This is a genomic window from Pseudomonas sp. R151218B TE3479, from assembly GCF_053629195.1.
This window is the reverse complement of record NZ_JBRJHV010000001.1, coordinates 4,920,512-4,932,864: the sequence shown is the minus strand read 5'-3', so window position 1 is coordinate 4,932,864 and position 12,353 is coordinate 4,920,512. Positions and strand designations below refer to the sequence as shown.

Here is a 12,353-nt window from a genome sequence, read left to right as displayed (position 1 = left end):
TCAATGAGTAGCGGCAATATTCTGTTTTGGCATGAAAAATCGAGCAAACAGTTCAGATTGTGATTTGATATTTAACTTTGCATAAATGTTGCGGCGGTGAACTTTTACGGTCTCCGCCGAAAGGGACAGTTTTCCGGCTATTTCTTTATTGGAGAAGCCGCTGAGTAATAAGCGGAGTACGTCACTTTCGCGTGCGGTAATTTGTGTGCCAAGTTGATTGACCGTCTCTGGCCACAGCGGCGGCTCGGTCAGCATTTTCTCAACATCAATTTCAAAACCCATGCGCTGATGCATCAAGGCAATTACCCACGGCTTGATAATGTCAAGGATGGTTATTTGCTCTTGGCTAAAGCGGCTTTTGCTGCCGATGGAAATGCATAACGTTCGGTCGGGGTCGAGCTGGACATTGTACTGTGCCTCATCCATGGAGATGTATTGGGCAAAATACTGATGGTAATACTCGGTTTCAAGAAAGTATTCCGGGGCAATGTCCAATAGGTGGAAGAAGCCACTCTGCGGGTTTTCCCGATTGGCTATATAAAACGGATCCAGCAAGTAAAGACCTTTCACATAGCGATGAGTGAATGCGTCGACTTCTTCGGCATCGGCTACCTCAGGAAGGCTGACGACCTGCACGTGTTGATTGCTGAAAATCAATACAACCCAATTATCGATCTGTACATATTCATTTAATGTGCGAACCAGGGAACTCCAGAAATCTGGACGATTCAGCTGCATGATCAGCTTCCCAATCGATCGATGCCAAGCCAGGCTATGGAGGTCAAACGGCATTTTCTACCCCTTTAGGGTTAGGAACTCGCAGGTCAAAGGTAAGTATTCGTAGGTATTTACTATTCGGTAACACCCGGTATATTCGCTGCCAGGGTTTACGATAGCCATGAGGGCATATCGTCTTGACAAGGATGTTGCATGAGAAAGTCACATTTGCGAACCATTTTTTCGGCCTCGCTTCTCTGTGCCGGGATAAGCACTTCAGCGGCGGCTGTAGAGCCCGGGGTCTATCTGTATAACTGGTTCGGGTTGCTTGCGCCGCAGACGCCAAAGGAGTTTGAGCAGGAAACTGGCACGCGCGTGCATATGGATGCGTTCGACAGCGCAGAAATCATGCAGAGCAAGGTCATGGCCGGGCGCACCGGGTATGACGTGGTCGTGGCGACTTCCAATGTGTTGCCAAGCCTGATCCAGGCGGGAGTCCTCCAGCCTTTGGATCGTCATCAACTGAGTAACTTTTCACATATCGATCCTGACATCCTGGCCCAACTCGCGGTCAATGATCCTGGTAACCGCTACGCGGTACCCTATTTGTGGGGCACTACTGGCATTGGTTATGACGTTGACAAAGTCAGAGCGGCATTGGGTGACAATGCTCCGGTAAATAGCTGGGATCTGATCTTCAAAGAAGAAAACATCAGTAAGCTACAGTCGTGTGGTGTGGCAATGCTTGACTCGCCAAGCGAGATCATTTCGATTGCCTTGAATTACCTTGGACTCCCTAGCAACAGCAAGAACCCGGATGATTATCAGAAAGCTCAAGCCCTGCTGTTGAAAATCCGGCCTTATGTCCTTTATTTCGACTCTTCCAGAATCGACGCCGACCTGGCTGACGGCAATATTTGTGCAGTGGTGGGATGGGCCAATGGTGCCCTGGCGGCACAGGCCATCAACGAGAAGGCCAACACGGGACGCAAGATTACCTACAGTCTTCCTCGCGAAGGCGCGCTGTCCTGGTCGGAGAATCTGGTTTTGCTAAAAGATGCGCCTCATCCCAAGGAAGGCATGGCGTTCATCAATTATATGTTGCGACCGGAAATTATCGCCAAGACCTCCAACCACACGCTATACCCCAACGCAAACAAGGATGCCGCCGAGTTTGTCGAGCAGAAGCTGCGAGACAATCCCTGGATTTATCCCGACAAAAAAACGATCGCTACACTTATTCCGCTTGAACCACTGCCATTGAAACTGGAGCGCATCCGCACGCGGATCTGGACCAAAGTGAAGAGTGGTGTGTGATCGGGCTTTGATTTGAATGTCTGGCAAGTAAGACATAAACGTCGATATACAGGGGCGCTGGGCCGGTCAACTAATACCTGCAAATTAACAGTCCGGTGTCTTCCGGGCCATTGCGCCGCCTTATGTAAAAAGAGAACAGCGGATGTTCAGCCCAGCCAATCAAACGCAGTTCAGTTTGACCATCAACGGTGTCGCGCACGATTTTCAAGTGCTCGCATTCACTGGAGAAGAGGGGATCAGCAGGTCTTATCTCTTCAACGTGGAGTGTGTTAGCGAGCGGTCAGACCTGGCTCTCGAAAGCCTCTTCGACAAAGAGGCTTTTCTGACGTTAGACGCGAAGGGCAACGGCATTCATGGACGGGTCTACCACATCGCACAAAACGGTCATGGCCAGGGTCCGACACATTACAGCCTGGCCCTCGTACCGCACCTGTCCTACTTGCGGCACCGCATCAACCGGAGGATCTATCAACAGTTCTCGGTGCCGAAAATCGTCGCCTTGATACTGGAAGAGCATGGCATTCTGGGCGACGCCTATCGGTTTCACCTGGGGGCGACCTACCCAGAGCGTGATTACTGTACCCAGTACGGCGAAACGGATTTGCACTTTATCCAGCGCTTGTGCGAAGAAGAGGGTATCCACTTTCACTTCCAGCACAGTATTCAAGGCCACGTGCTGGTCTTTGGTGACGATCAGGCGATTTTTCCCGGGATCGGGCAGCCCACTGCCTACGGGCAAGAGTGCGATAGGGTGACCAACGAGCCACTGATCAAGCGCATCAACCTGCGCCTGGGACAGCTCACCCGTCGTGTCTCGCACCGCAACGATGATGTCGAACAGTTGGGCATTGAAGACGATGACAAGCTGGAGCGCTTCACCGGTCATGAGTACGGCAAGCAGATACGTCTTCGTACTATGGAGCGTCGTCATGCGGCTTATCGTCAAGCCGAAGGGCAGAGTGACCAGACTCGGTTAGTCAGCGGCCACGTGCTGGAAATCTCAGGCCATCCGCGCCAGGAGTGGAACGCCCTGTGGCTACTCACCCAGGTCATCCACGAAGGCCGGCAACCACAGGTGTTGAATGAGGATGTCGCCAGTGGCAACACTGCGCCCGAAGGTGACTTCCATCAGGGTTACCGCAACCGCTTTATCGTTCTTCCATGGAATGTGTCCTATCGTCCGTCGTTGGCTCACAAGAAGCCTCGGGTGCCAAGCGACCAAACGGCTGTAGTGATCGCTTTAGAAGACGAGGAGATCCTGAGTGGTGAGCGCTCGGGGAGGATCAAGGTCAAGTTCCCCTGGGACCGCGACGGCAGATTTGACGACAAGAGTCGTTGTTGGCTGATGGGGCCCTCTGATTGGCGTTGTGAAATCGGGCCCCCGCGGATGGGCGTGGAAGTCATGGTTACATTTCATGAAAACGACCCCGATCAACCACTGATCAGTGGTTGCCTGTGTTGTCGCTAAGGCGGGCTTGCCGCTGCTTTCGCCATTGTTCAGTGCTCCACGGACGTACCTTTTCGATTGGTGCGGCGCTCTGTATTCAAGTTTTCGGTATCGAAAAACCGACACAGCTACCATGATGGAATGCGCCGGGATTTCGCTATTGATGGGAGTACAGTTTCGCAGCATTGGCAAAGCCTTTGGCTCTGAAAATAGCGCTGCCTTCGCCGAGACTGCCGTCGTTGCTCACGAGATAAACCTCGTTGGTATCGGGCTTGAGCGCCATGCTCGTTGAGCGAAGAAAGTGGCCCTTTTCGCGCCCAGGAATCAAGATCTGGCCGATGGGCAAGCCGTTAGGATTGAGTACCAGCACGCGGCCTTGGCTGTACATGGCCACGTACAGATTGCCATCTTGATCGACACGCATTGAGTCAGGTGATGGGCCGCTAAACCGGTAAACAACGGCTTCCCCGAAGGGAGCGATTGTCTTGGCATCTTTCAGTTCGATTCGGTGCAGCAGCCCCGTCGCGAACTCAGTGACCCAAAGGGTCTTGCCGTCGGGAGAGAGCGCAATGCCGTTGGCGATCGCGAGATTGGGCAGGATCGAGACGATTGTCTTGCCGCCAGCTGGGACGTAATAGACGCCGCCGGTGGGCTGAGTCGATGTACCCTTGAAATCGGTGAAATAAAATCCCCCTGTGCTGTCGAAAACGAGGTCATCCACCAGATGGTTTTTGCTTGCGGGGATGATGACTTGCTTTCCTGAGCCGTCCGGTTTGTAGGCTGTCAGGTTGCCGGTATTTTTGAAATTACCCAGCCCTGCCACAAACAATCTGCCGTCTTTATGAATAGCCAGTCCCGCACTTCCCAGCGCGTTTTTCGGCACAACGACACTGAGTTTCTTGTCGGGATCGACCTTTAGAACCTGCCCCCCGAACACCTCGACAAACAACAAATTGCCGGCCCTGTCGAACGATGGACCTTCCAGTTGCAGAGGACCGTCGGCCACCTTCATCCACAGATCGGCTGTCACCGTCGGCAACTCTTTTTCTGGTGATCCAATGGCCTGAAGTTGCTGGCCCTCCGCCGGGTAGTTCAGGGTGGGGATAGCGTCCGCGTGGGCTTGTAAGATGCCAGCGCTGAAGGCCAGGCACAGGGAAGCCAAGAGTTTTTTGCGCATGTTGGTGACCTTCGTGTTGTTGTTATGTTGAAGTGGCTCATACGCTCAATAGGGCGACAATGGCGGGCACCGTCAGTACAGCGGTGTAATACCCCATGAATTGCACGCCGATGTTGAAGCCAAGGAAGCGCGATAGAAAACCACCCAGCAGGCCAACGGTGACAATGACCAGTAAGCCGAGTGCTCCGCCCTCCCAGATGCCGATCACCAGAATCAGGCCGACAAACGTCGAGATCACCGCTTCGTGACTGATGTTGCGTGAGACGAAGGACGCTGCCCGGTGGGCGTAATTCATCGTGAAGGGATAGGCAATGAGGATCGCCACGATCACCGCCAGCATCCCATAACCCAGAAACTCCCACGTGCTCAGCAGGGTATGGAGGTTGTTGACCTGCCCGGTGGCGGTGTCAACGCTGAAGCGAGGCGGGGCGTTGAACAGCGGTGCGGCCGGCCCTGCGGCGACCGGACTCAACGGCAAGCCAAACGCGATCAGCGGGATCAAGGCTTCAGCGATGTAAGTCGCTTCAGTGACGCCGTTACGGGCCGTGATCACCGTTGTCAGCCGATGGTAGACATGCTTGACCCGTGACCCGACGAGTTCGCCCATGATCACGGTCATCGCAACGGGGCTGAAGACGAACGTTGCACTGGAGATAATGGCCGTGACTGCAGTCCACAGACTCTGTTTGCTGTCCAGCACCTTGAGCGGGTTGGGGAAGAAACCGCCCCAGCTTTGCACATCCGCAGACAGCGAGAAGGTGCGCACTTGCTGGCGTCTCATCGTCTCCCGTTCAGCGGGGGCGAGCATTGAAAAGAGCGCGGCAATCAGCGGGCCAATGGCGATACCGAGGAAGTAGCTGACGCTCAGCTTGACGCCGTATTGTCCGGTGATGCTTTGCAGACCGACGATGACCATCACGAAGGGGACAAGCGCGAGCACCGCCGCAAGCCGCCCCTTGGAAAACCATGCAATGGCGATCGCAGCGAGCAGGAAGACCCATGGGGCGGCGCGTTTGATCGTGTCGCCAAAAGGCGCGAGCATCACGGCGAAAAGCACCGCCGTGGGCACTGCGATCAGCGCCGCGATCACAGCGCCTGAAATCATCTTGCGCAGGGCGACGTGGGGTACGCCCAAGTTGCGCAGGAAATTGGCCTCGCGCATCAGGGGCGTTGCCAGGGTGTCGCCGGGGATGCCCAGTAATGCCGTGGGCACGGCATGGGTCATGTGTTTGGCCACTGCACCTGCGAGAAAGAACGTCAGGACACCGGGCGCAGGTACACCCAACAGCACCACGAGCAAGGTGAGCGGGGCGAGGGTGGTGGTTTCATCGCTGCCCGAAATGAGGCCAATCCCGGCGAAGATCACTGCACCTAATATGCCCATCCCGAACGCAATGAGAATCTGCTCCAACAGGGGGGTCATCATGACCGGCCACCGTTGGCCCGGATCGGAGCGACCGGGGCTACCGTTGCGTCTGTTTGAGCTTTAGCGGGACGGATGAGGTGTGTCTCGTACTCTGCAAACAGCTCATAAAGATCCATTTCACGCAGTTCAGCGAGTGTTTCTGCGGGTAGATCCGACAGGTTTCCAAGGTCTCCGAATTCGTCCTGTAATTCCGCTAAAACCTTTGCTCGCCACGCAGGATCTGCCTGGTGCTCTACCACATTGCGCTTGGGCCTGAAGAGCTTTGCACTGATGGCGCCCCCCATCAGGCAGCCGACGATACCCACCAGCATGGCGTAGGCCTTGGCCATTTGGACATTGTCTACCCACCCCACGAGCAGGTGTTTGGCCAAGAAAAAAGCACCCAGGCTGACGGATGCGCCTATGGCAATGGCGTAAATCAGGTGACGACCGTTTACGGTGTCACCCCATAATTCATAGAGATCGGATTTCAAGGATTTCTCCTACTGCCCTTGCGAGCTTTTATTGTTATTAACATCAAGGAATGTAGCGGAGTCAGGCCTCTCGTCGTCGTTTCGCCAAGAGCGCTCGCGCAACCCTGGACGCCGTTTCACGACCCAGATGAGCGTCAATGAACTCCCCGGCGTCAACGACGGCATCCAGGTCGACGCCGTGTTTGATCCCCAGGCCATTCAGCAGATAAAGCACATCTTCAGTGGCCACGTTTCCGGTCGCGCCAGGGGAGTAGGGGCAACCACCCAGCCCGGCCACGGAACTGTCGAATACACGAACACCCATCCCCAGCGCGGTATGGATGTTGGCAATCGCCATCCCGTAAGTGTCATGGAAATGGCCCGCCAAGGCGTTCACTGGAACCACCTGGGTACAGGCGTCCAGTAACGCTTTGGTGGCCGCGGGCGTTCCTGTTCCAATGGTGTCGCCCAAGCTGATTTCGTAGCAGCCCATCCCGTAGAGAGCGGCACTCACGGCAGCCACCGTTTCAGGTTTAACGTGGCCTGTGAACGGGCAACCCATCACGCACGAGACATAGCCTCGCACCCTGACGCCGGCATCCCGGGCGCGCACCATGACTGCCTCAAAGCGCTCGAGGCTCTCGGCTATGGAGCAATTGATGTTCTTTTGAGAGAACGCCTCGGAAGCGGCGGCGAATACCGCCACCTCGCGGCAACCTGCTGCCAGGGCTTCCTCCAGTCCGCGAGCGTTCGGGACGAGCGCGGTCCAGGTGACATCCGGCAGGTCCGGCAACGCTTTAAAGACGTCACCTGATCCTGCCATGTGTGGCACCCATCGTTCTGAGACAAATGCGCCGGCTTCCAGCGTCCGCAGGCCCGCATTGGCGAGTTTTTTAAGCAACTCGACTCGTATGGCGGGGGCGAGCGTCCGGTTCTCGTTTTGCAAGCCGTCGCGGGCACCGACTTCCACCAATCGAACGGACAGTTCGAGATGGCTATTCATCACTCGGCCCGCTTTTGCTTGAGAAGCTCCGCCGCTTTGTCGGAGCGAACGTCCCGTGCATCGACCATCTCTTTGACCAGCCAAGTCACTTCATCGCCTTTTGCGCCGGCTGACAGTGCAATATTTCGTGCATGCAGCGCCATGTGGCCACGCTGGATGCCTTCCGTAGAGAGGGCTCTCAAAGCGCCGAGGTTTTGTGCCAAGCCCACGGCGACCGCGATTTCGGCGAGTTCCTGAGCGGTTTTCACCCCCAGAATGCGCAAGGAGAGTTGCGCCAGTGGGTGGGTTTTCGTGGCACCGCCGACCAGCCCGACAGGCATCGGCATTTCGAGAGTGCCCACCAGATTCCCTTTGCTGTCTTTTTCCCACGTTGTCAGCGAGCCGTAGTGTCCATCGCGGCAAGCGTAGGCGTGAGCACCCGCTTCCACTGCACGCCAGTCGTTACCTGTGGCGACGATGAGCGGGTCAATCCCATTCATGATGCCCTTGTTGTGGGTCGCGGCACGGTAGGGGTCGATGACGGCAAAGTTATAGGCGTCGAGAATGCCTTCGATCACGTCCTCACCTTTATAAGCGCCAGTGGTGAGCAACGCTGGGGCAATACGGACCTGGGCACGGGCCAGGCGCAAGTCGGCGAGGTTCGAGAGAATGCGCAGGCGTACCTTCCCGCCGGTGATTTCCTCCATCAACGGGGCGACGGCTTCTGCCATCGTGTTCACGGTATTGGCCCCCATCGCGTCACGCACGTCCACGATCAAGTGAGCCACGAGCATGGGGCCTCTCGGGCTTTGAGCAAAGGTGTGGACTTCGATATCCCGACAACCGCCCCCTAGCTTATTGAGCAATTGATCCTTGCGGTTTGCCAATTCAATGATGTCGTCCTTGCGACGCAGGAGGCTGAGCCGGGCATTGAAGGGGTCTTCAATGTCCACGATCTGAACTTGTGCGCGCATCAGCGGTTGCGAACTGGACGTCAGGAATCCACCCGCGTCCCGGGCAAGCTTGGCCATGAAAGAGGCAGCGGCAACGACTGAAGGCTCTTCCACGACCAGTGGGACAATCACGTCTCGGCCATTGATCTGGAAATTGCTGGCGACGGCGTACGGTAATTCGAACTTGCCGATCACGTTCTCGATCATGCCATCGGCTATTTCGAGCGGGAGCGCGCCTTCCTCGCTAAGCAGGGCCACGTCAGCGGCCGGGAGGTTGAGCAGGTCTTGAAGGTGATTGAGGCGCTCGGCAGGCGTCAGGCTGCGAAAATTGGGAAGGCGAGAGTCGATGCTCATCTGGAAATCCTGTCGCGGTTGTTGTTTTAAGTTGCAGTCACACTATTCCGCTCTGTGCCTGTAAAGAAGGTACAGTTTGGACAGACAGTACCCAAGCTGTACCCTTGGTGCTGGCACTGGAGGGATTCTCAGCATGAGCAGAATGACCTTGGCTCAACAGCTCACCGCTTCGTTGGCAGCGCAGATTGACGACGGCACTTATCGTGTGGGCGACCGTTTGCCGTCACTTCGTGAATGCATGCGTTTGTTGGGCCATTCAAAAAATACGGTCATCACGGCGTATGAAGCGCTGGCCTCTCAAGGCTTGGTTGAAGCCAGGCATGGGCAGGGTTTTTTCGTCAAACAAGGCACCAGCGGTCCCTACGAACCCGAGGAACCGCCGCCCTATGCCAGGGCGATGGATACCATTTGGCTAATGCGCCAGCAATTCGTCCGCGAGCCTGGGCATTCGCCTCTTGGGGAAGGATTCCCTCCCGTAGAGTGGTTAATGGACATGCGCCTGGACAAGTTCACCCGGCAAATCATGCGGATGGGCGTTACCACATTGTTCAGGTACGGAAATCGCCTGGGCAATGCCAGCCTGCGCCAGCATCTGGTGCAAAAATTGGCGTCTTACGCCATTAGCGCGAATCCTCGGCAAATCGTCACGACTCACGGTGCGAATCATGGACTGGACCTGATCATCCGACGCTTCCTTGCGTCGGGGGACACGGTACTTGTCGAGGATCCAGGCTATTACCCTTTGTTCGGCAAGCTGCAATTGCAGGGGGCGCGAATGCTGTCTGTGCCGCGTTTGCCTGATGGCCCGGATCTTGATGCGCTAGAAGCACACCTGCGCCTGCATAAACCGAAACTGTTTTTCCTGCAGTCCGTTGGCCATAACCCGACAGGGTCTGACATTTCGCCGGGTAAGGCGCATCGACTGGTTCAATTGGCACAGGAGCATGATTTCATTTTGGTGGACGATGACGCATTGGCTGACTTCAAGCCCGCCGCAGCCATCAGAGTGTCGGCACTGGACCAACTGAAGCGTTCGCTGTACGTGGGGAGTTTTTCGAAATCCGTTTCCGCAGCCCTGAGAGTGGGGTTCATCGCTGGCAGCAAGGAGGTTATCGATGAGTTGGGCGACCTGAAAATGTTGCTGCACACCAGTTCTTCCGAGCTTTGCGAGCGAACGGTCGACGTGGTGTTAATGGAGGGGCATTTCCTGAGGCACTTGATTCGGCTTCAAGAGCGGGTCAAATCGGCTACTGCCGCAGCGTTGGAAATGTTGGATGAGATGGGGGCCGACGTGTTCTGTCGTCCTGAGCAAAGCCTGTATTTATGGGCCAGGTTTCCTAACTTCGACGATGCCAGGGAGTTGACTCGGCTGCTGCTGCCGAAGGGTTTCATGATCGCTCCCGGGCACATTTTTTCGCCCGAGCAATCACGTATCAATCCATGGACGAGACTCAATGTGGCTTATCTGAACGACCCTGTCTTCAAGTCCACGCTGCAACAGTGGGAGGTGGATGGCGGGGGGCATTGATGAAGCCAACCTCACCAGGAAATGCGCGTATTGAGCCTGACATTGTCACCTCGGGGGCTGTCATCTTTAGCGTGAAAGTCATCCCCTCCATCTTTAACTCAGGGCAGCTTCACGTAGCGCTTCAGAGCTTGTCGGACCCGCGAAGCCAAGCCCCGGCGGACTCGGTGCAATCCATCCATCGACTGGCTCCATGACCCACCGGTTCAGCGCACGCGGTCACGGCTTTGCGCGGCCAGGTCCAGGGCCTTTTGCATGTCCAGCCGCGCCGAGCGGCCGACGTCTTTGTCGTTGAGCTGGTAGCGACGCTCTGACGGCAGGATGGGGGCGGTGAGGTCTTCGGCGTCCATCTGTTCGAAGTCGTGGTTGTCGCCGATGGTCATGGCGCTGCGGCGTAGCAGCATGCGCAACTGCTCGGGTTGCAGTTGCGGGTTGAGGGACAGCATCGCCGCCAGCAGGCCCGCGACCATGGGCGTGGCGTAGGACGTGCCGCAATGCACCGCGCTGTCCTGGCCGGCGTTGGGGGTCGAGGCGTGGGCGCAAGCGGCGGCGGTGATATCGACGCGCATGTCGATGTTCGAGGAGCTGCGCTTGACCGCATAGGCCGGGTCGTCGACGGCGACGCCGGTGCGTTCGCTGCGCTGGTGCCCACCGACCACCAGCAATTGCTCGGTGATGAAGGAGGAGGGCAGGCGGTATTCATCACTGCCCGAGAACGAGGAGCCATTGCCGGCGGAGTTCACCACGATCACGTCGGGATGCGCCTTGCGCAGCCAGAGGAAAAATTCTTCCAGCAGTTCTTCGTAACCGCCCATGGCGAGGCCCGAGCGCAGCAGCGAGTCGACGTCATCGCCTTTGATGTCTTTGGCGCCGACGCGGTGAATGCCCCAACTCCAATTGAGCACGCGCACGCCATCTTCCACGAGGTTGACCGAAGCGGCGATGTTGGCGGTGATCCCGGCATCGGAATTACGTTCGACGATGACCTCGAAGCCCCCGCTGGCCTTGTCCAGGCCACGTAGAAAACCGGTGTTGCCGCTGTCGTCCCAGCGTGCGGCGAGGATGCCGGCCACAGTTGTACCGTGGTTGTCCGGTTTATCCGCATCACGGGCGTAGACGCAGGTGCGCGGTGGCGAACAAGCACCGAGGTAGTCCGCGAAATCCGTCGTGTCGAAATCCACATCGCGCTCGATCAGGCCGATGCGCACCGGTTGCGGCTGGATGGGCGGCTGTCGCCCGGGGATGCGTCGTTGGTAATAGTTCACCGCGTCGAGAAAGCGATTCGCAGCCCATTCGTCGGAGTCCAGGGCCGGTTTTTTCGGTTCTCCGGGCTGGGCAGGGGCCTGCTCGGTTTCTTCGGCCGAGGACTCCTCGGTGACCACGGCATCCACGCTGGTCTCGCTGCCCAAACGCAGGACCAAGGCGTCACGCTGCACCAGGTCCTTGGCCGGCAGGCGAAGTTGGTACAGGTTCAACGGCGCGATGCTACCGACCACTTTCGCGCCGTATTTCTGGGCCAGACGCTCGGCTTCCTGACGACCATCACGGTCTTCCTCGATCAGCACGCTGACCAGGTCGACGTAAGTGGTCAGACCGTCCATGTTCTTCGCCACTTCGTCCGGCCCGGCGGCCAGCACATGACTGTTGCGCAAGGTCAGCCAGGCGGCATTGCTGGTGCGGGGACCGTCTTGCAGCCAGAGCGGGCCACTCTGGTAATCGGCGCTGTCCAGGCGCAAGCGCAGGTTTTCCCCTTCACGCTGGACCGTGTCTGCGGGTAGTGCCTTTGCGCCCAACTTGAGTTGTGGCGTTGCGTCGCCCAACCCACGCACTGTCAGGCACCAGTCCTGGTGCTGGTTTTGCAGCAGGTCGCCACAGCGTTTCAGGCTTTCCAGGCGCAGTGGTTCCGGTGCAGCGGTTGCCGTGCCGGCAGCCAGGGTGAACAAGGTCGCGAGGGCAGTGGGTCGTAGGAGCATGGGCCAGGCTTCTTTGTCGAGGGTCCTGTT

Annotated in this window: 10 protein-coding genes; 3 read left to right on the top strand and 7 right to left on the bottom strand. The window is 57.1% G+C overall.

Annotated elements, in window-relative coordinates:
- Positions 1 to 792: a response regulator transcription factor gene (locus AB7M32_RS20985; protein WP_454251213.1), complete on the bottom strand. Its 792-nt coding sequence runs from the start codon at positions 790 to 792 to the stop codon at positions 1 to 3.
- A gap of 138 nt (positions 793 to 930) precedes the next feature.
- On the opposite strand from AB7M32_RS20985, the gene AB7M32_RS20980 reads away from it, so the two are divergent.
- Positions 931 to 2,034 (top strand): polyamine ABC transporter substrate-binding protein, encoded by a 1,104-nt coding sequence (locus tag AB7M32_RS20980; RefSeq protein WP_158454878.1) that lies wholly within the window; start codon positions 931 to 933, stop codon positions 2,032 to 2,034.
- Between the two features lie 142 nt (positions 2,035 to 2,176).
- Positions 2,177 to 3,502 (top strand): type VI secretion system tip protein TssI/VgrG, encoded by a 1,326-nt coding sequence (gene tssI, locus AB7M32_RS20975; RefSeq protein ID WP_454251212.1) that lies wholly within the window; start codon positions 2,177 to 2,179, stop codon positions 3,500 to 3,502.
- Between the two features lie 136 nt (positions 3,503 to 3,638).
- Here tssI and AB7M32_RS20970 read toward each other — a convergent pair whose 3' ends face one another.
- The 5 genes from AB7M32_RS20970 to AB7M32_RS20950 form a co-directional block, all read right to left on the bottom strand.
- Positions 3,639 to 4,658 carry an SMP-30/gluconolactonase/LRE family protein gene (locus AB7M32_RS20970; protein WP_454251211.1) on the bottom strand — a complete coding sequence of 340 codons (1,020 nt, stop codon included), beginning with the start codon at positions 4,656 to 4,658 and terminating at the stop codon, positions 3,639 to 3,641.
- 37 nt (positions 4,659 to 4,695) lie between these two features.
- The gene (locus tag AB7M32_RS20965) at positions 4,696 to 6,084 is read right to left on the bottom strand and encodes a tripartite tricarboxylate transporter permease (protein WP_218190260.1); all 1,389 of its coding nucleotides are present in this window, start codon (positions 6,082 to 6,084) and stop codon (positions 4,696 to 4,698) included.
- Positions 6,081 to 6,557: a hypothetical protein gene (locus AB7M32_RS20960; protein ID WP_454251210.1), complete on the bottom strand. Its 477-nt coding sequence runs from the start codon at positions 6,555 to 6,557 to the stop codon at positions 6,081 to 6,083. The genes AB7M32_RS20965 and AB7M32_RS20960 overlap by 4 nt, the downstream gene beginning before the upstream one ends.
- A 61-nt stretch (positions 6,558 to 6,618) precedes the next feature.
- Positions 6,619 to 7,539 carry a hydroxymethylglutaryl-CoA lyase gene (locus AB7M32_RS20955; protein WP_454251209.1) on the bottom strand — a complete coding sequence of 307 codons (921 nt, stop codon included), beginning with the start codon at positions 7,537 to 7,539 and terminating at the stop codon, positions 6,619 to 6,621.
- Entirely contained in the window at positions 7,539 to 8,825 is a 1,287-nt protein-coding gene (locus AB7M32_RS20950; protein ID WP_454251208.1) for a hydroxymethylglutaryl-CoA reductase, degradative, read from the bottom strand. The genes AB7M32_RS20955 and AB7M32_RS20950 overlap by 1 nt, the downstream gene beginning before the upstream one ends.
- A 133-nt stretch (positions 8,826 to 8,958) precedes the next feature.
- Here AB7M32_RS20950 and AB7M32_RS20945 point away from each other — a divergent pair, with 133 nt between their 5' ends.
- Positions 8,959 to 10,353, top strand: a complete 1,395-nt coding sequence (locus tag AB7M32_RS20945) for an aminotransferase-like domain-containing protein (RefSeq protein WP_454251207.1) — start codon at positions 8,959 to 8,961, stop codon at positions 10,351 to 10,353.
- 203 nt (positions 10,354 to 10,556) lie between these two features.
- Here the strand turns inward: AB7M32_RS20945 and AB7M32_RS20940 are convergent, their stop codons facing one another.
- Positions 10,557 to 12,323: a S8/S53 family peptidase gene (locus tag AB7M32_RS20940; RefSeq protein ID WP_454251206.1), complete on the bottom strand. Its 1,767-nt coding sequence runs from the start codon at positions 12,321 to 12,323 to the stop codon at positions 10,557 to 10,559.
- Positions 12,324 to 12,353: the final 30 nt, after the last annotated feature.

Excerpts from the sequence above, each read along its gene's own strand:
- AB7M32_RS20985 (WP_454251213.1), bottom strand. The coding sequence starts at position 792 with ATGCCGTTTGACCTCCATAGCCTGGCTTGGCATCGATCGATTGGGAAG.
- AB7M32_RS20980 (WP_158454878.1), top strand. The coding sequence starts at position 931 with ATGAGAAAGTCACATTTGCGAACCATTTTTTCGGCCTCGCTTCTCTGT.
- tssI (WP_454251212.1), top strand. The coding sequence starts at position 2,177 with ATGTTCAGCCCAGCCAATCAAACGCAGTTCAGTTTGACCATCAACGGT.
- AB7M32_RS20970 (WP_454251211.1), bottom strand. The coding sequence starts at position 4,658 with ATGCGCAAAAAACTCTTGGCTTCCCTGTGCCTGGCCTTCAGCGCTGGC.
- AB7M32_RS20965 (WP_218190260.1), bottom strand. The coding sequence starts at position 6,084 with ATGATGACCCCCCTGTTGGAGCAGATTCTCATTGCGTTCGGGATGGGC.
- AB7M32_RS20955 (WP_454251209.1), bottom strand. The coding sequence starts at position 7,539 with ATGAATAGCCATCTCGAACTGTCCGTTCGATTGGTGGAAGTCGGTGCC.
- AB7M32_RS20950 (WP_454251208.1), bottom strand. The coding sequence starts at position 8,825 with ATGAGCATCGACTCTCGCCTTCCCAATTTTCGCAGCCTGACGCCTGCC.
- AB7M32_RS20945 (WP_454251207.1), top strand. The coding sequence starts at position 8,959 with ATGAGCAGAATGACCTTGGCTCAACAGCTCACCGCTTCGTTGGCAGCG.
- AB7M32_RS20940 (WP_454251206.1), bottom strand. The coding sequence starts at position 12,323 with ATGCTCCTACGACCCACTGCCCTCGCGACCTTGTTCACCCTGGCTGCC.